Annotated in this window: 18 protein-coding genes and 2 pseudogenes; all 20 read right to left on the reverse strand. The window is 69.1% G+C overall.

Features of this window, described 5'->3' with window-relative positions:
• Positions 1-9: 9 nt before the first annotated feature.
• Positions 10-231: a DUF2274 domain-containing protein gene (locus CAF53_RS09680; RefSeq protein WP_012049886.1), complete on the reverse strand. Its 222-nt coding sequence runs from the start codon at positions 229-231 to the stop codon at positions 10-12.
• Positions 228-1,445 carry a TrbI/VirB10 family protein gene (locus CAF53_RS09685; protein WP_012049885.1) on the reverse strand — a complete coding sequence of 406 codons (1,218 nt, stop codon included), beginning with the start codon at positions 1,443-1,445 and terminating at the stop codon, positions 228-230. Before CAF53_RS09685 ends, CAF53_RS09680 begins: the two co-directional genes overlap by 4 nt.
• Positions 1,442-2,458, reverse strand: a complete 1,017-nt coding sequence (gene trbG, locus CAF53_RS09690) for a P-type conjugative transfer protein TrbG (protein ID WP_012049884.1) — start codon at positions 2,456-2,458, stop codon at positions 1,442-1,444. Before trbG ends, CAF53_RS09685 begins: the two co-directional genes overlap by 4 nt.
• Positions 2,455-3,138 carry a conjugal transfer protein TrbF gene (gene trbF, locus CAF53_RS09695; protein WP_012049883.1) on the reverse strand — a complete coding sequence of 228 codons (684 nt, stop codon included), beginning with the start codon at positions 3,136-3,138 and terminating at the stop codon, positions 2,455-2,457. Before trbF ends, trbG begins: the two co-directional genes overlap by 4 nt.
• Positions 3,139-3,144: 6 nt before the next feature.
• The gene (gene trbL, locus CAF53_RS09700; RefSeq protein WP_012049882.1) at positions 3,145-4,530 is read right to left on the reverse strand and encodes a P-type conjugative transfer protein TrbL; all 1,386 of its coding nucleotides are present in this window, start codon (positions 4,528-4,530) and stop codon (positions 3,145-3,147) included.
• Positions 4,527-4,829 (reverse strand): putative entry exclusion protein TrbK-alt, encoded by a 303-nt coding sequence (gene trbK-alt / locus CAF53_RS09705; protein WP_012049881.1) that lies wholly within the window; start codon positions 4,827-4,829, stop codon positions 4,527-4,529. Before trbK-alt ends, trbL begins: the two co-directional genes overlap by 4 nt.
• Before the next feature lie 8 nt (positions 4,830-4,837).
• On the reverse strand, positions 4,838-5,554 hold the full coding sequence (gene trbJ / locus CAF53_RS09710) for a P-type conjugative transfer protein TrbJ (protein ID WP_012049880.1): 717 nt from the start codon (positions 5,552-5,554) through the stop codon (positions 4,838-4,840).
• Positions 5,551-8,013 (reverse strand): conjugal transfer protein TrbE, encoded by a 2,463-nt coding sequence (trbE, locus tag CAF53_RS09715; protein ID WP_012049879.1) that lies wholly within the window; start codon positions 8,011-8,013, stop codon positions 5,551-5,553. The genes trbJ and trbE overlap by 4 nt, the downstream gene beginning before the upstream one ends.
• Positions 8,010-8,291, reverse strand: a complete 282-nt coding sequence (locus CAF53_RS09720; protein WP_012049878.1) for a VirB3 family type IV secretion system protein — start codon at positions 8,289-8,291, stop codon at positions 8,010-8,012. The genes trbE and CAF53_RS09720 overlap by 4 nt, the downstream gene beginning before the upstream one ends.
• Complete coding sequence (locus CAF53_RS09725) at positions 8,288-8,623, reverse strand: TrbC/VirB2 family protein (protein WP_100237963.1); 336 nt, start codon at positions 8,621-8,623, stop codon at positions 8,288-8,290. The genes CAF53_RS09720 and CAF53_RS09725 overlap by 4 nt, the downstream gene beginning before the upstream one ends.
• Positions 8,620-9,606, reverse strand: coding sequence for a P-type conjugative transfer ATPase TrbB (trbB, locus tag CAF53_RS09730; protein WP_012049876.1), 987 nt, complete (start codon positions 9,604-9,606; stop codon positions 8,620-8,622). The genes CAF53_RS09725 and trbB overlap by 4 nt, the downstream gene beginning before the upstream one ends.
• Positions 9,607-9,746: 140 nt before the next feature.
• Positions 9,747-10,166 (reverse strand): ribbon-helix-helix protein, CopG family, encoded by a 420-nt coding sequence (locus CAF53_RS09735; RefSeq protein ID WP_012049875.1) that lies wholly within the window; start codon positions 10,164-10,166, stop codon positions 9,747-9,749.
• Positions 10,163-11,641: pseudogene (gene traG, locus CAF53_RS09740) on the reverse strand (IncP-type conjugal transfer protein TraG); the annotation flags it as partial. The gene CAF53_RS09735 and the pseudogene traG, both read right to left, overlap by 4 nt.
• 148 nt (positions 11,642-11,789) lie before the next feature.
• Complete coding sequence (locus CAF53_RS09745) at positions 11,790-12,869, reverse strand: transposase (RefSeq protein ID WP_100236968.1); 1,080 nt, start codon at positions 12,867-12,869, stop codon at positions 11,790-11,792.
• Positions 12,870-12,949: 80 nt separating this feature from the next.
• Positions 12,950-13,498 (reverse strand): annotated as a pseudogene (locus CAF53_RS09750) (type IV secretory system conjugative DNA transfer family protein); the annotation flags it as partial.
• Between the two features lie 179 nt (positions 13,499-13,677).
• Entirely contained in the window at positions 13,678-15,408 is a 1,731-nt protein-coding gene (locus CAF53_RS09755) for a VirD2 family relaxase/mobilization nuclease (RefSeq protein ID WP_029548809.1), read from the reverse strand.
• Positions 15,409-15,667: 259 nt separating this feature from the next.
• Positions 15,668-16,384 (reverse strand): lytic transglycosylase domain-containing protein, encoded by a 717-nt coding sequence (locus CAF53_RS09760; protein ID WP_226948653.1) that lies wholly within the window; start codon positions 16,382-16,384, stop codon positions 15,668-15,670.
• A 189-nt stretch (positions 16,385-16,573) separates the two neighbouring features.
• Positions 16,574-16,906, reverse strand: a complete 333-nt coding sequence (locus CAF53_RS09765) for a DUF736 domain-containing protein (protein ID WP_012049871.1) — start codon at positions 16,904-16,906, stop codon at positions 16,574-16,576.
• Positions 16,887-17,465, reverse strand: coding sequence for a S26 family signal peptidase (locus tag CAF53_RS09770; RefSeq protein ID WP_012049870.1), 579 nt, complete (start codon positions 17,463-17,465; stop codon positions 16,887-16,889). The genes CAF53_RS09765 and CAF53_RS09770 overlap by 20 nt, the downstream gene beginning before the upstream one ends.
• Entirely contained in the window at positions 17,462-17,983 is a 522-nt protein-coding gene (locus CAF53_RS09775) for a DUF2840 domain-containing protein (RefSeq protein ID WP_012049869.1), read from the reverse strand. Before CAF53_RS09775 ends, CAF53_RS09770 begins: the two co-directional genes overlap by 4 nt.
• Between the last annotated feature and the right edge of the window lie 254 nt (positions 17,984-18,237).

An 18,237-nucleotide genomic window follows, 5' to 3' on the forward strand; every position in this document is an offset into this window, starting at 1 on the left:
GGCGCGCTCTCACTTCCGCTGCGCGAGCCACCGGCGAAAGCCCCTGTCCGTCGCCATGAGCTGAATGGCCATCGGCACTAGCAGTTTCTCGGGCGGCACAGGCGAACTGCCCGTCTCGGCCGCGTGTGCCTCCGCATAGGCGGTCAGCTCGCGATATACCGCAGCGGGAATGTCCACCGTGGCCTTTATCGGCTTCTCGTCGGGAAGCGGCCCCAGCTTCAATTTGCTCATCGTGCGCCTCCAACCGGCTCCAATACGAGGTCGCGGGTCAGAACCACGCGCAACGGATGCCCGGGCCGGATGGTGAGTGTCGGCTGCACGTTGAGCTGCCGCCGCACGATCTGCTGGCCGGTCTGGTTGATGGTATCCTGCGACCCGCGGCGCAGGGCGCGAGTCAGGTCATCCTCGCTGTCCGCGCCCAGCTCGGCCCCCACGCCGAGCAGCGTCGAGACGGCAGCCGCCTTGAGCAGATTGCCCCAATGCTGGTTCACGCGATCCTGCAAGCCGGCATAGCCGGCCGCATCGGCGCCGGGCTGGCGCTCGAGAACGATCGAGCGGCCGTCCGGCATGATGAGCCGATCCCATGCCAGCAGCACGCGAGTCTGCCCGGCGGCGATCTCGCTGTCATATTCGCCGATCAGCCGCGCCCCTTGCGGGATGAGCAGGATGCGGCCGGTAGGGCTGTCATAGACGTTGGCCGTCACCTGGGCAGTGATCTGGCCGGGGAGATCGGAGCGGATGCCGGTGATGAGCGCCGCGGGCACGATGCTGCCCGCCTGCACGATGTTGGGCGAGGCCGGCGCGGTCAGGCGCTCGACGCTGACCGTCCGCTGGCTGGACGCCTGCGCCATGAAGGCGCGCTTGGCGGCCTGGTCGCCCTGCGCGGCCTCGGCCGGCTGCGGAGCGGTAGCGTCGGGCGTTGCGATTGCGAGGTTCGGCAACGAAGGCATCGCAGCGGCCCCGGTGCTGCTGCCGCCGAGGAACACGCCGCTCATGCGCGCCGCGTCGCGCTCTTGGCTGATGCGCTGGCGGGCGGCTTCCTCGGCCTGGGCGCGCGGATCGGGCTGGGCGCCAACGGGCGGGACCGGGACATTCTCCCCACGCTGCTGCGCCGAGACGATCGGGCCGCCGAGGTCGCCGGGAAGCGGCGGGCCGAGTTTCGGCGCCTGGCTGTAGTCGCGCGGTCCCGATGTGATGGTCTCGGAGGTAGCGCGGCTGTCGGTGCTGTAGAGTTCCTTCGCCTCCTTCTCGCCTGCCGGCTTGAGCGCATAGATCAGCGAGCCGCCGATCCCGAGGCCGGCGACGACGCCGATGGCGGCCAGCGCCTTGCGCGACAGGCGCATGACGCGCGGCGGGTCGCCGCGAAGCTGGAAGGCTTGCGGATCAGGGCGCGGCGCTTGCGGTGCGGCCGCCTCGGGCGGGGAGTTGTCGGCCGGATCGGTCACGGCCGCCCCCTGCGTCCGTCGTCGCGCACGATGCGGATGCGCTGCTCGCTGCGCCGGTCGCCCAGGCGCAGCTCGGCGGCGGCGAACAGCCGGTCCACCACCATGTAGCGGCCCTGCACGCGGTAATTGACCAGCTCGGCATCACCGGCCGCGCCGGTCACGAATAGCGGCGGCATCTCGCCCTGCGAGATCCCGGCCGGAAACTCGATGAACACCTGGGCGGCATCGTCGAAAGCGCGCACCGGCTTCCACGGCACGCGGTCGCCCTCGATCCGGTAGCGGAAATTGAGCGCCGCGAGGTCGAGGCCGGTCGCGACGGGGGCCGAGGCGGCGGCTGCGGTATTGGCGCTGCGCAGCGCGATGAGCTGGTCCTGCGGATAGGTCCACGAGACCGACGCCATGTAGGTCGAAGCCGTCGCGCGCAGCTCCAGATGATAGGTCCGCCTGTCGGTGTTGATGACGAGGTTCGTGGAAAGGTCGGGCCGCGTGGGCTTCACGAGGATATGCACGCGGGCCGTCGCGCCGCCGCCGCTCACCGTGTCGCCGATGATCCAGCGCACGGTGTCGCCGGCCGCGACCGGCCCCGGCCCCACGAGCTTCTCGCCTTCCTGCAATGCGATGTCCGTCACCTGGCCGGGCGCGGCATAGACCTGATAGAGCGCTCCGTCGGTCCAGGGATATTGCTGGATGGCGTTGAGGAAACCGTCACGCACCGGCTGCACGCGGGCGGCGGCGTTGGCGGCCCCGACGCGCCTGCGTGGATCGGCGTGCTCGGCAGTCGCCGCCCCGGCCGCGACCGGCTTCAATTGGCCGGGGAACGGCAGGGGTTCGGGGATCGTCACCACCTCGACGGCGCGGAGTGGTTCCGCGGCCGGCGTCGCCGCGATCTCGCGCGGCGGGTCGTCATAGCGAATCGCGGGCGGCTTCGCCGATGTGGTGGCGCAGCCGGCGAGCGCGGTGGCGGAGACAAGCAGGACCGCCGAGGCGGAACGGCGAAATGGCGTGTGCGTCATTGCGACAGCTCCCTTGACCAATTCAAAGCGTTGACGAAGACGCCGAGCGGGTTCTTGCGCAGGGCGTCGGGCGTGCGCGGCGGCTGCACGACGATGGTGAGGATGGCCGACCAGCGTTCGGTCGCGGCGAGGCTCCCGTCCTGATAGCGGCGCTCGGTCCAGGCGACGCGGAAGCTGTCGGGCGAGGCCCGGATCACGCTCGACACGTCCACCGCGACCTGCACCCGGCCGACATTGGCGAAGGGGTCGTTGGCGCGGGCGTAGTCGTTGAGCGCCACCGCGCCCCGATCGGTCGTGAAGTCGTAGGCGCGCAGCCAGTTCTGGCGGACGATCACCGGATCGGCCGGGATCGCCCTGACCTGCTCGATGAAGCGGGCGAGGTGGAACGCGATCTGCGGATCGGTGGGGCGATAGCCGGCCTCGGCGGGCGCGACCGCCTGCGCCTCGCCGAGCCGATCGACCTGCACCACCCAGGGCACGATATGCCCACGCGCCGATTGCCAGACGAGACCGGCGGAAAGGCCGCCCGAGAGCGCCAGTGCGCCGAAGAAGGCGAGGCGCCAGTTCTTCGCCTGCACGCGCGCGGAGCCGATGCGATCGTCCCATTGCTGGGCTGCGCGCTGATAGGGTGTCGTGGGTTCGGGGGTCTGGCCATAGCGGATGGTGGGGCGTCGGAACATGGGAGGTCAGTCCTTCTCTTTGATGTCGGGACCGGCGCCGCCGCCGTGGCTGTCGCCAGCCTTCATGGTGTGGGCGAGGACGGTCGCGCCGTGGCTGACGGCCTCGCGACGTTTCATCGCGGCGGCCCATTCAGGCTGGGCCGACGAGCCCGCCGATGCGGAACCGCCAGCGGGCGCGGCCGCCGGGGCGGCGGGCGCGGGTCCGCCGGTGATCGTGCCGCCGGTGGCGGTGAACCCGGCGCGGGCGCCGGAGCGGAAGTTGGACTTCATCGCCGCGCCGCCCTTGACGGCCGCCGCGCGCAGCGGCGAAAGGACGGCGCTCGCCGCGCTGCCCGCCGCCGCCTGGCCGACCGCGGCCATGCCGCCCGCGACAGCGCCCGCGCCGCTCTTGCCGAACGAGCCGAGGCTGTAGGCGCTGGTCGCGCCGCCAGCCATCTGAGCGCCGCCCCGCGCGGCGGCGCCGGTCATCCGGCCGGCCGCGCCGAGGGCGGAACCGGCGGTCCCGACGCCAAGCCGTGCGGCGGCCGCGCCACCGACCAGCGCGCCGCCTGCGGCCAGCGCGGTCCCGGCCGCCGCACCCGCGCCGAGCTGCGGCCCGCCCGAGACGATGCCGTTCGCAATGCCGGGTCCGAAGATCGACAGGCCCAGCAGCGACAGCGCGGCGAGCGCGATGGCCATGACCTGATTGATGTCGGGCGCGGGGCCGAGAGCCGCCCCGGTGAACTGGCTGAACAGCGTGGTGCCGATGCCGGTGATGACGGCGAGCACCAGCACCTTGATGCCGGTCGAGACGACATGGCCCAGCACCTTCTCGGCCATGAAGGCGGTCTTGTTGAAGAAGGCGAAGGGCAGCAGGACGAAGCCGGCGAGCGTCACCAGCTTGAACTCGATCAGCGTGATGAAGACCTGCACGGCGATGATGAAGAAGGCGAGCACCACGATCACCCAGGCGAGCAGCAGCACGAGGATCAGCGCGAGGTTCGAGAACACGGCCCAAAGGCTGGAGAACTGCCCCGCCGCATCGAGCAGCGGCTTGGCGGCTTCGAGCCCCTTCGCCGCGATCGTGCCGGGCTTCATGAACTCGTCGATCGTCATCGCCCCGCCGCTGGCCTGGAGGCCGAGCCCGGCGAAGCTCTCGAACACGATGGTCGCGAGCAGCGAGAAATTGCCGATGATGAAAGCGAAGGTGCCGATGTAGAGCGTTTTCTTGACGAGGCGCTGAAGCACGTCCTCGTCCGCGCCCCAGGCCCAGAACAGACCGGCGAGCGTCACGTCGATGGCGATCAGCGTTGTCGAGAGGAACGCGACCTCGCCGCCGAGCAGGCCGAAGCCTGAGTCGATGTAGCCGGTGAAGACGTTGAGGAAATTGTCGATAACGCCGGTGTCGTTCATGGCCGGGCGCCTTCATCCGGCGCCGTGTCGCTGCCGCGCTCGATCGCGGGCGGGGGCTCGTCCTGGCGGAAGAAGCGGCGGCGGTTGGCGGCCCAGGCCGCCTCGCAGCCGCTATCCGGCATGGTGAGCGAGGCGCAGCGATCCAGCTCGCGGGCGAGCCTGGCCTGGCCTTCGTCCGCCGGCAGGACGAGCGGGGGCGCGGGCGCAGGCTCATCGGGCTGGACGGCGGCGACGATCGCCACCGTCATCATCAGCCCGGCCAGCGCCGCCACCCCTGCGATCTTCGCCGTGCGCGACATGGCGCGTCTCAGTTGCCCATGAAGCGGCGGAACCGCTCGCGCCCTTCGGCCTCCTCGGCCGCCTGGCGGGCGGATTGCAGCGCCTGCGCCCGGCCTTGCGCCGCCACGGCGGCGGTCAGGTCCGAGAGCTGCTGCGATTGCAGCGCGAGGAGTTGGTTGCCGGCCTGCGTCGCCTGAAGCGCGCCGGTCGCGGACTGGCTGGCCGAGACCAGGCTGTCCATCGTCGTGCGGGCGCCTTCGATGTTGCCGACGACGCCGGCCTGCACCTGCAAGGCATCCTGAAAGGCGCCGACGCTATCCTCCCAGCGGGCATTGGCGTTGGCGACCATCTGCGCGTGATCGCCGGTCAGCGCCGCGCCCTTGTAGCGGCCGTTGAACGCCTGCTGGATGTCCTGCACGTCGAAGGCGATGCGCTGCGCCTGGCCGAGCAGTTGCTGCGTCTGCTGAATCTGCTGCTGGAGCGTGCTCACCGTCGAGAGCGGCAGGCTGGCGAGGTTGCGCGCCTCGTTGATGAGGCTGGTCGCCTGGTTCTGGATTTGCTGGATTTGATTGTTGATCTGCTGGAGCGACCGCGCGGCGGTCAGCACGTTCTGCGCATAGTTGGTCGGGTCATAGACGATGCCGCCGAATTGCGCGTAGGCCGGCATGGGCGCGATCATCGGCACGACGGCCGCGCTGGCGAGGACGCCGGCCAGGATGGCGCGGCGCAGGGGGAATCCGGTCATAGAGGTAGCTCCTGCTGGGGTTGGCGTTGCGGATCGGGGGGAAGAAGCTCGACAGCCCAGGCGCAGCCGCGATGGCGCAGCCATTCGGCCGCGAAGCCGGCCTGGCCGTGGGTCTCGATGATGTCGGCGATGGCGAGCTGGCCGGTCTTCGACGACGCGGCGGCGAAGGTCAGTGCGACCTCGCCCAGCCCCAGCTCGAACAGGCGGTTGCCGCGCCGCGACTGGCAGTAGTAGTCGCGCTTCGGCGTCGCCCGGCTGAGGATTTCGATCTGCCGGGCGTTGAGCCCGAAGCGTTCGTAGATGGCCGCGATCTGCGGCTCGGCCGCGCGCTCGTTCGGCAGGAAGATGCGTGTCGGGCAGGACTCGATGATGGCCGGCGCGATGCTCGACGTCTCGATGTCGGCGAGGCTCTGCGTCGCGAAGACGACGCTGGCATTGCGCTTGCGCAGCGTCTTCAGCCACTCGCGAAGCTGCGCGGCGAAGTCCGGGCTGTCGAGGACCAGCCAGCCCTCGTCGATGATGATGAGCGTCGGCGACCCGTCCAGCCGCCCTTCGATCCGATGGAACAGATAGGAGAGCACCGCGGCGGCCGAGCCGGCGCCGACCAGTCCTTCGGTCTCGAAGGCTTGCATGTCGGCTTCGCCCAGCCGCTCGGCCTCGGCGTCAAGCAGCCGGCCCCACGGCCCGCCGATGCAATAGGGCGCGAGCGCCTGCTTGAGCTGCTGGCTCTGCAAGAGGACCGCGAGCCCGGTCAGCGTGCGTTCGGCCTGCGGTGCGCTGGCGAGCGAGCCCAGCGCCGACCAGATATGCTCCTTGGCCTGGGGATCGACCGTAACGCCTTCGCTGGCGAGGATCGCCGCCAGCCATTCGGCCGCCCATGCGCGCTCGGCCGGATCGTCGATACGGGCGAGCGGCTGTAGCTGGACGCCGCCGTCGCCGTCGCCGTCGTCGGATAGCCCGCCGCCGAGATCCTGCCAGTCTCCGCCCGCCGCCAGCGTGGCGGCGCGGATCGAGCCACCGAAGTCGAACGCGAAGACCTGGGCGTTCTCGTAGCGGCGGAACTGCATCGCCATGAGCGCGAGCAGCACCGACTTGCCCGCGCCGGTCGGGCCGACGATCAGCGTGTGGCCGACATCGCTGCCATCGGGGTGAAGGGAAAACCGGAACGGGGTCGAGCCTTCGGTCCTGCCGTAGAGCAAGGGGGGTTGTCCGAAGTGCTCGTCCCGTTCCGGCCCCGCCCATACTGCTGACAGGGGGATCAGGTGGGCGAGATTGATGGTGGAGATCGGCGGTTGCCGGACGTTGGCGTAGGTGTGGCCGGGCAGACTCCCCAGCCATGCCTCGATCGCGTTCATCCCCTCGGGGATGACGGTGAAGTCGCGGCCCTGGATAACCTTCTCGACCAGCCGCAGCTTCTCGGCCGCAATGGCGGGATCGCGGTCCCACACCGTCACCGTCGCGGTGACGTAGGCCATGCCGGCATAGTCGGCGCCCAGCTCTTGCAGAGCCGTGTCGGCGTCGGCGGCCTTGTTCGAGGCGTCGCTGTCGAGCAGCGTGGACGCCTCGTTGGTCATGACTTCCTTGAGGATGGCCGCGACCGATTTGCGCTTGGCGAACCATTGCCGCCTGATCCTGGTCAGCAGCCTGGTCGCGTCGGTCTTGTCGAGCATCAGCGCGCGGGTGGACCAGCGATACTCGAAGGCGAGCCGGTTCAGCTCGTCGAGCAGGCCGGGGAAGGTGACGCTGGGGAATCCCGTGATCGTCAGCGTGCGGAGATGATGGTCGCCCAGGCGCGGTTCGAGCCCGCCGGTCAGCGGCTCGTCGGCGAGCAGCGCGTCCAGGTGCATCGGCGTCTCGGGGACGCGCACACGCTGGCGCCGGGTCGAGATCGTGCTGTGCAGATAGGTCAGCGTCTCGCCGTCATCGAGCCAGCGGACCTCGGGCACGAAGCCTTCGACCAGATTGAGAACGCGGTCGCTGCGGTCGGCGAAGCCCTTGAGCAGCTCCCACGGATCGACGCCGGAGGTGGATCGGCCCTCGTAGAGCCAACCTTCGGCGCGCGCGGCTTCTTCGGCCGGCGGCATCCACAGCAAGGTGAGATAATAGGCGCTCTCGAAATGCGCGCCTTCCTCGCGGAACTGTTCGCGCCGCTCCATGTCCACGAGCGCCGAGACCGGATCGGGGAACGTGGATTCCGGGTAGTCGAGCGCGGGCGTGCGCTGTGCCTCAACGAAGATCGCCCAGCCCGAACCGAGCCGCCGCAGCGCGTTGTTGAGCCGCGCCGTGGTGGCGACCAGCTCGGCAGGCGTGGCGCTGTCGAGATCGGGGCCGCGAAAACGCGCCGTGCGCTGAAAGCTGCCGTCCTTGTTGAGAACGACGCCCTCGCCGACCAGCGCGGCCCAGGGCAGGAAGTCGGCCAGGTGGGCGGCGCGATTCCTGTATTCGCGCAGGCTCATCATGGCCGCATCCACGCCGGATAGCGGAGGTGCCGGCGGGCCACGTCCACGAACTGCGGATCGCGCCGCGCGGCCCATACGGAGAGCGCATGGCCGATGGCCCAAATCGCCAGTCCGGCGATCCAGAGCCGCAGGCCGAGGCCGATCGCGCCCGCCAGCGTGCCGTTGACGATCGCCAGCGAGCGCGGGGCGCCGCCGAGCAGGATCGGCTCGGTCAGCGCCCGATGGACCGGCGCGAAATAGCCGGCGATCGGCTCGACGGGATCGGCCGCGCCCGTCATGCGACGACGAGCCCCCCGCCGAACGAGAAGAACGACAGGAAGAAGCTCGACGCGGCGAAGGCGATCGACAGGCCGAAGACGATCTGGATCAGCCGGCGAAAGCCGCCCGAGGTGTCGCCGAACGCCAGGGTCAGGCCGGTGACGATGATGATGATGACCGCGATGATTTTCGCGACCGGCCCCTCGATGCTTTCGAGGATGGATTGCAGCGGGGCTTCCCACGGCATCGACGATCCGCCCGCATGGGCGGGTGCCGAGATGGCCAGCGCGATGACGCTGGCGGTGGCGGCGAGCATGGCGCGGCGTGCGCCATGCCGAAGGGCATGGATCATGGTGCGTCTCCGAGGTTGGGGGGTGCGAGGGGGGTCAGGCGGTAATCGCCGGTCGCGGCGTCGATCCCCTCGACGCGGGCCAGCTCGGCGAGGCGGCGGCCGTGTCCGTCGCGGACCAGCACCGCGATCAGGTCGATGGTCTCGGCCAGCAGCGCGCGGGGGACCGTGACCACGGCCTCCTGGATGAGCTGCTCCATGCGGCGCAGCGCGCCGAGCGCGGTCCCGGCGTGGATGGTGCCGATGCCGCCGGGGTGGCCGGTGCCCCAGGCTTTGAGGAGATCGAGCGCCTCGGCGCCGCGCACCTCGCCGATGGGGATGCGGTCGGGGCGCAGCCGCAGGCTGGACCGCACGAGATCGGACAGCGTGACGACGCCATCCTTGGTCCGCATGGCGACGAGGTTCGGCGCGGCGCACTGAAGCTCGCGCGTGTCTTCGATCAGGACGATGCGGTCGGTGGTCTTGGCGACTTCGGCGAGGAGCGCGTTGACCAGCGTGGTCTTGCCGCTGCCGGTCCCGCCCGCGACAAGGATATTGGCGCGTGTCTGCACGCCATCGCGCAGCGCCGCGGCCTCGGCCGGCGACATGATCCCGGCCGCGGCGTAGTCGTCGAGCGTGAAGACGGCGACGGCCGGCTTGCGGATCGCGAAGGCGGGCGCGGCGACGACGGGGGGCAGCAACCCCTCGAACCGCTCCCCTCCTTCGGGCAGCTCGGCCGAGACACGCGGGGATCGGGCGTGAACCTCGACGCCTACATGGTGCGCGACCAGACGGATGATGCGCTCGCCGTCCGCGGCGGCCAGCGTCATGCCGGTGTCGCTGATGCCTTCGCCGAGCCGATCGACCCAGAGCCGTCCGTCCGGGTTCAGCATCACCTCGATCACGGCGGGATCGTCGAGCCAGGCCGCGATCGACGGCCCCAGCGCCGTGCGCAGCATCCGTGCGCCGCGTGTTTCCCCCAAGGAACGGATCGGTTGGATGGACAAGAAAAAGCCCCTGATGAGGGCCAGGCGAACCGCCGCCCGGCGTCAGGGGCACATCAAGAGAGACAGAAAAGACCGTCCTTCAACAAGTAAATGTGGTCGTCGTAGTCTGGCGTAGAAAGACAATAACTGGCGTAGTCAGCTCATTCTTCTTGGCCGCCAAAGTCCTCACCGATTTCTTGTCTGACCTTCGGCCCCTTCGCGAGTCGGCGGCCGAGCGCATCCATGAAGGCGTCGTAGCGGTCGCCGCCTTGCCGGCGCATCGCGGCCCGCTCGCTCTCGGGCGGCGGCGGGGTGTTCGACAGCCAGAAGCGCACGAACAGCGCGATCATCTCGACGCCGATCCCCGTGTCGCGCTCCATTCGGGTGATGCGGCGGTCCAGCTTGTCGAGGCGCTTGGCGATGGCGGCCTCGCGCTGCTCATCGGCGTCGGGCGACAGGAAGGATGCGATGGCCGCCTCGGCGATCAGCGAGCGGGATTTGTCCCTGCGGTCGGCATAGGCGGCGAGCGCGCGCATCAGCTCGGGGTCGAGATAGACCGACAGCGGAGTCTTGGTGCTCATAGCTCGATGCCGTCGTCGGGATCGAGCGACGCCTGCCGGGCCACGCGCTGCATCTGGCGGCGCACCGTCGCCTGCCGCGCCGCGTCGCTATCGGGGTCCGGCTCGTCCAGCTCGAACTCGTTGGCGGGCGCCGGCCGGGGCGTCGGCGCGATGTCGATATGGCGCTCCAGCGCCGGCTCGCGGCGCAGGTCCGCGTTGGCGGCATCGTCCTCGGCATCCGCCTTCCTGGCGGCCTTTTTCTTCTTCGGCTTCTTGGGAGATTCATGCTCGATCGGCTCGGGCATCGGCGGCGCCTCGATCGGCGCCAGTCCGCTCCAGTCGTCGGGACGCGGCGGGCCGCCGCCGACATTGCTGTCGGGCGGCGACGTCACCCGCTGCGTGAACCGCCGGTCCTTGAAGTAGCGGACCTTCTTCGCCCGGATCGGTGGGATGCCCGCGACCATGACGATCTCGTCGTCGGGCGGGAGCTGCATGATTTCGCCGGGCGTGAGGAGCTGCCGCGCCGTCTCGGAGCGCGAGACCATCAGATGCCCGAGCCAGGGCGAGAGCCGGTGGCCGGCGTAGTTCTTCATCGCGCGCATTTCGGTGGCGGTCCCGAGCGCGTCCGAGATGCGTTTGGCGGTGCGTTCGTCGTTGGTGGCGAACGACACGCGCACATGGCAGTTGTCGAGGATCGCGTTGTTCGGCCCGTAAGCCTTCTCGATCTGATTGAGGCTCTGGGCGATGAGGAAGCTCTGGATGCCGTAGCCGGCCATGAAGGCCAGCGCGCTCTCGAAGAAGTCGAGCCGCCCCAGCGCGGGAAACTCGTCGAGCATCAAGAGCAGCCGGTGGCGCGACTGCCGCGCCTTCAGGTCTTCGGTGAGACGGCGGCCGATCTGGTTGAGGATGAGGCGGATGAGCGGCTTGGTGCGCGAGATGTCGGACGGCGGCACGACGAGGTAGAGCGTCACCGGCAGCTCGCCCTCGACCAGATCCTTGATCCGCCACTCGCAGGTGCGCGTGACCTGCGCGACGACGGGATCGCGATAGAGGCCGAGGAACGACATGGCGGTCGAGAGCACGCCCGATCGTTCGTTGGCCGATTTGTTGAGCAGCTCGCGCGCGGCCGAAGCGACGACGGGATGGACGCCCGCCTCGCCCAAATGCGGCGTCGTCATCATCGCCCATAGGGTGCTTTCGATCGGGCGGCGGGGATCGGACAGGAAGGCGGCGACACCCGCCAGCGTCTTGTCGGCCTCGGCGTAGAGGACATGGAGGATCGTGCCGACCAGCAAGGCGTGGGAGGTCTTCTCCCAGTGGTTTCGCTTCTCCAGCGAGCCTTCCGGGTCCACCAGCACGTCGGCGACGTTCTGCACGTCGCGCACTTCCCAGGCGCCCTTGCGGATTTCGAGCAGAGGGTTGTAGGCGGCCGACGCGCCGTTGGTCGGATCGAACAGCAGCACCCGCGCGTGCCGGGCGCGAAAGCCGGCGGTGAGCTGGAGACCCGCAAAAACCGGGTAATTTCTGGCGAAGCGGGCTGGTTTGATGACGTCGAGGCTTCGGGGCGCAAGAACGGCATCGTTCGGAGCGATTTCCACGATGCCTGGCGTTGTTTTCGCCGGTTTGGCTGGCTTGCAGACAGAGTCAGCCCCTGCATTCCCGGCGTTCGTGGAAGATCAGGCGGTTGAAGTTGTAGGCCAGGTTGCAAAGGGTCAGTTTTGCCTCAGCGCGGGCCAGGCCGATGGTGCGGATGAACAGGTTGAACCGGTTCTTCTGATGCGCGAAGACATGCTCGACATGTGCACGGATCGAGGATTTGGCGGCATTGGCCCGTGCGGTTGCCTTCGACATCGGCTTGCCCATGGGTTTGCGGCGATGAATGCGGGACGTGAGCATCTGATCCGACAACCACTTCTCGTTGCGCCTGGATCGATAGGCACTGTCAGCCCATACCTCGGAACTGGTATTGTCCGTGCTGACGACCTGTCGGAGAAGACGCCCGTCCGCCGCTGACGCCGAAGTCACCGCCATGCCTCGGATGAAGCCGAAGCGTCGGTCGATGCTGATGTGAGATTTATAGCCGAAGACCGGCAGGGCGATCATGGGGAGCGGCGTCCCATCCGCCCGATACCGAACTTTCCCGCCGACCTTGAGGGTCCAGCGGGCGTCGGTATCTTTCTGTGCTGCCTTGTTCGGCTCGTCCGGCCAGATATCTCTGGCGCTCTTGCCCGACTTGATCGCTTCACGTTCGCCCTCGGTGTTCCGCTGTCTTGGTGCAGGCACCAGCGAGGCGTCCACGATCTGCCCGGACATTGGAATGTAGCCCTTCTTCTGGAGTTGCCAGTCAAAGGCCTTCATCACCCGCTTGAGCGTTCCCGTCTCGGTCAGGCGATTGCGAAAATGCCGGATCGTGTTCTCATCCGGCGTGCGATCCCCAAGCGACAGTCCCAGAAACCGTAGCCAACTCAGCCGATCGCGGATCATGAACTCCATCCGGGCGTCTGATAGATTATGCTGCGCCTGCAGGATCAGGGCCTTGAACATCATCACCGGATCGAAGGGTGGGCGTCCGCCTTTGGCTCCATCGCCATAACCAAGTCCTTCGACCAGCCACGCCCGGAAATACTCGAAATCCACCGTCTCCTGCAAAACCTCAAGCGGATCGCCCTCCTTGCTCAATGCCTCAAGGTGATCGCTCAAACTGAACAGGGACTTGGGATCCATAGCTGGCCTCCGTGATCGCGCGCCCTCAGTGAATCATTATAGCCGTCCAAACGCTACCGGTTTTTGCGGGTCTCCAGCTGCCAGTTCTCGCCTTTGATGTCATGCACGATGGCCGAGCCCGGCCAGGTGAGCAGCGTCGGCACAACGAGGCCGACGCCCTTGCCGCTCCGGGTCGGCGCGAAGCACAGCACATGCTCGGGGCCGTCGTGGCGCAGGTAGTCGCGCCCGAGCCGGCCGAGCATGAGGCCGTTCGGCCCGAGCAGCCCGGCGGCGGCGATCTCCCCGCGCGTCGCCCAGCGCGCCGAGCCGTAGGTCTCGGCGTTCTTCAGCTCGCGCGCGCGCCATACCGACATGCCGATGGCGACGACGATCGCGGCGAACCCGCCCGACACGGCGATGAACGCGCCCGTCTCGAATATCTCCGGCGCGTAGGCGTCGAACGAGAACCACCACCAGAAGAAGGCCGGCGGCGGATAGATCGGCCAGTCGCCGAGCATGAACCAGGGCGCCCCAAGCTCGGGCTGATAGGCGAGCGCCGCGGCGGTCCATTGCGTCGCGGTCCACAGGGCGGCGAGCACGATCAGGAAGACCGCGAAGACCTGACCCCAAAGGATTTTGGTTGCCGACATGGCATCGAAGTCGATGCGTGCTGGGCACCAAATCAAGTCACTGTTATTATGGAGGAAAGTCTAGCGTAGAAAGACAGGGAGTAGCGTAGTTTGGCCGATTATATTCTCAGGGTGATCGACGTTATTGGACAGATATTCACTCGATAGCCGGACCACCGCCCGAATCTCTGTGATCCGTCCTACAGGCCCAGCCCCCGGCCGCGTCCGAACGACCAATCGACGCCCCCGCCCGCGCGCATGACGCCGGAGATGTGCTTGCCGATCTGCCGATCGAGCGAGGGCGACCAGGGCACGAGCTGGAAGCTCAGGCCGTTGTCGATCATCGCGAAGCGCCCCGAGGCGAGCGTGATCCGCTGGCGCACCGTGCCCGCGACATACTCCCCGGCCTTGGACGGCGCGTGCGGCAGGCCGATCTCGGCCGACAAATCCTTGGCGGCCGCGTCCAGCTCGCGGCGGCGGAGCGTGTCGAGCAGATTGCGCGCGAAGATGATCCGCTGTCCCTGCCGCCGCGCGAGCCCCTCGTCGGCGAGATGCTCGGCGCGGGCCTCCATCGCGGCGCGCACCTCGGTCCCGAAGCCGCCGCCGAGATCATGGCCGTCGCTCGCGAGGTTGCGCCGGTCGAGCCAGGTCGCCCCCGGCGCGCGGACCTGCGCCTCAAGGTCCATGTCGGAGCGCACGGCGAGCGCCACCCGCTGCCGGCCTTTCCGGTCCTCGAAGCGGCGCAGCTCGACGATCGCGCCCGGCCGGCAATCGCCGGTCGCCTCGATGTCGGGAAGCTGGACATGGTGGGTGCGCCCGTCGATCCCGTCCACGATCGCATAGGCTTTGCCGGTCAGCTCGTCATGCAGGCCGCGATCGACCAGCCGGCCGACAACGGGCTGAGCGGGATCGGTGTCGAGGACATAGCTGCCGGCGCCCCGGTCGATGCCGCGGTCGCTCATCGCCTTGTGCATCCGTTTGATGATGTCGTCGCGCTCGCCGAGTTCGCGCAGCGCCGCCTGGGCATCGCCGGCCAGCGTCCACTGGCCGGGCGCGATCTCGCTGGCGAGGCCGAGCCGCTCCAGCTTGCGCAGCCGTCCCATCCTCAGCACATGGTCGCCGTCCGGCCGGACGCCGGGCTCGGGCGCCATGTCGATCAGGCCGTTGCGCTGCATGGTCCGCGAAAGGTCGCGGTCGATCTCGGTCCAGCGCTCGGCTTCGACCTGCCGCTCCAGCGATTGCCGGATTTCAAGGTCGGTGCGCGGGCCGAGTTCCTGGGTGACGATCTCGCGCGCCTGCGCCCGCATCCCCTCGCGGATATAGTCGCGCGAGATGACGAGGTTCTGCCCGTCCTCGCCGACGCCGCGCACTATGATGTGGACGTGGGGATTGTCGGTGTTCCAATGCTCGACGGCCCGCCAGTCCAGGCGGGTGCCGAGATCCTTTTCCATGCGCGTCATCAGCTCGCGGGTGAAGCCCTTGAGGTCGCCCATCTGGGGCGCATCCTCGGGCGAGACGATGAAGCGGAAGTGGTGGCGGTCGTTCTCGCACACCGTTGCGAACTCGTTGCGGTCGAGACCCTCGGCCTCGGCGCCGAACAGCACGCCCCGCTCGCCGTCGCGGGTGACGCCATCGCGTTGCAGATAGTTGAGATGAGCCGCGAGCGAGGCGCGGCCGCCATGCCGGACCACGCGCGCCTTGACGATGACCTGGCGCGATCGGTGGCCGAGCCGGTGGGTTGCGCGGACGCTCGCCACGCGGCCCCGGCCGAAGGTCGAGCGGCCCGGCGCGACGATCCGGCCGCGGCGCGAGACATGGCCGCCGGCCCGCTGCGCGGCGGCGAGTGCCTGGACGATGATCGGCAGCGCCCGCTGGCTACCGCGCGAGCGGATACGGCCTGGCCGGAGGCGGAAATCGTCGTCGCGGCTCATGCCGGGACAGGCCGCAATGTGCGGCAAACCCTGCGCGCTGCTGGTTTCCAGCCAGCGCCGCACAGTGCGGGATTTCCGCACACATTGCGCAGCAATGCCCGAAAGCCTTGAGAATCAAGGCCACAACCGAGGCGCAAGGGCTCCGCACATTGCCGCCCTTTATCTTGCCCTCGACCTTCCCCCTTCCGAAAGACAGCCCTGCTCCCTTCCGGCGCTGCGAAAGCCTGCGCCGAAACCCGCCAGAGAGCGCGAGAGCCGCTCACGGCGGAGGCCGCCCGGAAAGCGGGACGAACAGGCCGTTGGAGGGCGGCGCGGCATCGGCCATGACAAGCTCGGCGCGGTCGTCGGCCGGTCGTTCCGGCGGCACCTCGGATGCCGTGCGATCGGCGGACGGCGGCGCAGGCGACAGCGCGCCCGGCCGCACCGCGAACAGCGCGGCGCGACGCCAGGCGAAGGGATCGGATGGTGGCGCGACGGCAAGCTGAGTGTCGTCCGAACCGCCGGTGATCGACGCCAGCTTTGTGAGATAGGCGCGGGTCTCGGCGGGCAGCGGACGGCCGCGCGACAGATATTCGTCGTAGCGGCCCGGCCCCGCATTATAGGCCGCCAGCATCGCCGTCACGTTGCCGTAGCGGTCGTGCATCGCGCGCAGATAGGCCGCGCCCGCCATGATGTTGTCGCGCGGATCGAACGGATCGGACCCGAGGCGATGGCGCGCGTGGAGGCCCGCCCAGGTGCCGGGCATGATCTGCATCAGGCCCATCGCCCCGGCCGTCGAGACGGCGCGAACATCGCCGTTGCTCTCGACGCGCATGACCGCCCATATCCAGCGTTCGGGGATGCCGAAGCGCCGGGCCGCGTCGGCGACATGGGCGGCATAGGGATGGCGCGCGGCCGATCGCTCGGGCGGCGCGTCCTGCGCCAGCGCGGGAACGGGCGCAGCGCCCGGCGCGAGCAGCAGCAGGACCGCGAGCATGGCGGCCGACCCGCCCCCGCTCCGCCACCAGCCTGCCAGCGTGCTCGCTCCGGTAAAGGGTGCGCGCGAAGCGCCGGCCGGGGGCCGCCCTTGACCTTCGCTGCGCGCGCCGGCCGGCCTGCGACCGAGCGGGACGGAGGGATGAGGCGGTCTTTCCGCGAACAGAGGGATGATCGGGGAAGGCACCGATCAGCTCCGATCGTCGCGGGGCCGGGGGCGTTTCCACGACAGCCTGAACGTCCGTCCATCATCATCGGCACGGAACAGCACCGGCCGGAACGCCGCCGGGAAAAGCGGGCTGTCGATCTCCAGCGCTATGTAGTCGCCGGCACGTTCGCCGACCCGTTTCCACGCGCCGCCGACCTCGGGGCCATCCTCGTCGTCGAGGTGGACGCGGTAGTCGGGCGCGTTTTCGGCATCGCTCGGATCGAGCGCGACAAGCACGACCGCCTCGTTGATACCGAATAGTCGGACGCGGCCGGCATAGCCGTCGGCGATGGATTCAAAGATGTTGGTTTGCATGGCCGATCTCCTTGGCTTCAGGGGTGGAAGGTGTTGGGGACGGCGCGCGCAGCCAGAGCGGCGTGGCGCGTCCGATGACGGCGGAGGCCGGCAGCGGGCCGAAATAGCGGCCATCCAGACTGTCGGGATGGGCGGGATTGAGCAGCAGCAGTTCGCCCGATTGGAGCGTGCGGCACCCCTGCCAGACCGGCAGCGGTCGGCCCTGGCCATCGCGCGCGCGGGCGATGGCGACGCGCCGGCCATCAACGCTCACCGCATCGCCGATCCGGCACGTCCGCTGCCCGGCTTTAGCCGCGACATGCTTCAAGAGCGGCACGCCCTCGGGCAGATAGCCGCGCGCCGAAAGCCAATGCGCCAGCCGTTCGGGCGGCGCGACGGCGACCAGCGCGCCGATGGCGGGATCGCGGTTGGGATGGATGCGATAGAGGCCGATGGGCGCGCTGGCGCTGGCATTCCAGATGGCGCGCGGGAGCGGATCGGCGACGGCGATAGCGACGAACGCCGCGGCGAAGGCGGATGCGGCGATGGCCATCGCCATGACGTAGCGGCGGCGCGTCATCCCTCAATCTCCCGGCGCTTGAGCCAGGCGTGATGGCGCTCGATCGTGTAGAGGCGCGGCGGCTGGCCGGCGGCGATGCGGTTGTGGACGTGGCGCCAATGGTCGGCCGCCGCGTCGCAGGGATCGACGCCGGCCGCCTCCACCGCGTCGATCGCCGCGAGCACTTGTTGGACCTTGGGCCAGCCTTCGATCTTGAGCAGGATGTCCCCGCCCGGCCGCACGAACGGCAACGTCGTGTAGGCTTCGTTGGCCGCTACCGCGCGCACCACGTCGATGCGCGAGAGGATCGTGCCGAAGTCGTTCGACGCCCAGCGGACGAAGGCGAAGACGGCGCCCGGACGGAAGCCGACGACGCGGGTTCGGCGAGTCAAGATGCGGTCCTGGGCGATGCGGCCGAAGCGTATCCAGTGCTCCAGCTTCTTCTCGATCCAGGTCAGCTCGACATGGGTGAGGCCGTCGCGGGCGAGCGCGCTGAACGCGCCGCCGCCGCGCACGGCGGGGGGCCGATCGTCGATCATGGGAGGTCTCCGGGGATGATGCTCGCGACGGGGGCGGTGCGAGGGCGGCGACCTGGCCGCCGCGCGAGCGTCGAGCCGGGGAGCAAGGCCGCGCTGTCCACAGCCGCGCGCGCCGTTAGCAAGAATCCGAAGGATTCTTTTCTATTAGCACCGTTAGAAGGGGGGCGAATCCGCGAGGATTTCTGCGGCTTTGCGAGGCCCGCGCGTTCCCGAAAGTCCGTGTCCGGCGTTCCTGATCGTCCGAATCCCGCCGT

The sequence above is a fragment of the Sphingobium sp. LB126 genome (assembly GCF_002795205.1).
Taxonomy (GTDB): domain Bacteria; phylum Pseudomonadota; class Alphaproteobacteria; order Sphingomonadales; family Sphingomonadaceae; genus Sphingobium; species Sphingobium chungbukense.

Excerpts from the sequence above, each read along its gene's own strand:
- trbG (WP_012049884.1), bottom strand. The coding sequence starts at position 2,458 with ATGACGCACACGCCATTTCGCCGTTCCGCCTCGGCGGTCCTGCTTGTC.
- CAF53_RS09760 (WP_226948653.1), bottom strand. The coding sequence starts at position 16,384 with ATGCTCGCGGTCCTGCTGCTGCTCGCGCCGGGCGCTGCGCCCGTTCCC.
- trbF (WP_012049883.1), bottom strand. The coding sequence starts at position 3,138 with ATGTTCCGACGCCCCACCATCCGCTATGGCCAGACCCCCGAACCCACG.
- CAF53_RS09775 (WP_012049869.1), bottom strand. The coding sequence starts at position 17,983 with ATGATCGACGATCGGCCCCCCGCCGTGCGCGGCGGCGGCGCGTTCAGC.
- CAF53_RS09735 (WP_012049875.1), bottom strand. The coding sequence starts at position 10,166 with ATGAGCACCAAGACTCCGCTGTCGGTCTATCTCGACCCCGAGCTGATG.
- CAF53_RS09755 (WP_029548809.1), bottom strand. The coding sequence starts at position 15,408 with ATGAGCCGCGACGACGATTTCCGCCTCCGGCCAGGCCGTATCCGCTCG.
- CAF53_RS09720 (WP_012049878.1), bottom strand. The coding sequence starts at position 8,291 with ATGACGGGCGCGGCCGATCCCGTCGAGCCGATCGCCGGCTATTTCGCG.
- CAF53_RS09770 (WP_012049870.1), bottom strand. The coding sequence starts at position 17,465 with ATGACGCGCCGCCGCTACGTCATGGCGATGGCCATCGCCGCATCCGCC.
- CAF53_RS09745 (WP_100236968.1), bottom strand. The coding sequence starts at position 12,869 with ATGGATCCCAAGTCCCTGTTCAGTTTGAGCGATCACCTTGAGGCATTG.
- trbL (WP_012049882.1), bottom strand. The coding sequence starts at position 4,530 with ATGAACGACACCGGCGTTATCGACAATTTCCTCAACGTCTTCACCGGC.
- CAF53_RS09725 (WP_100237963.1), bottom strand. The coding sequence starts at position 8,623 with ATGATCCATGCCCTTCGGCATGGCGCACGCCGCGCCATGCTCGCCGCC.
- CAF53_RS09680 (WP_012049886.1), bottom strand. The coding sequence starts at position 231 with ATGAGCAAATTGAAGCTGGGGCCGCTTCCCGACGAGAAGCCGATAAAG.
- CAF53_RS09765 (WP_012049871.1), bottom strand. The coding sequence starts at position 16,906 with ATGCAAACCAACATCTTTGAATCCATCGCCGACGGCTATGCCGGCCGC.
- trbE (WP_012049879.1), bottom strand. The coding sequence starts at position 8,013 with ATGATGAGCCTGCGCGAATACAGGAATCGCGCCGCCCACCTGGCCGAC.
- trbJ (WP_012049880.1), bottom strand. The coding sequence starts at position 5,554 with ATGACCGGATTCCCCCTGCGCCGCGCCATCCTGGCCGGCGTCCTCGCC.
- trbK-alt (WP_012049881.1), bottom strand. The coding sequence starts at position 4,829 with ATGTCGCGCACGGCGAAGATCGCAGGGGTGGCGGCGCTGGCCGGGCTG.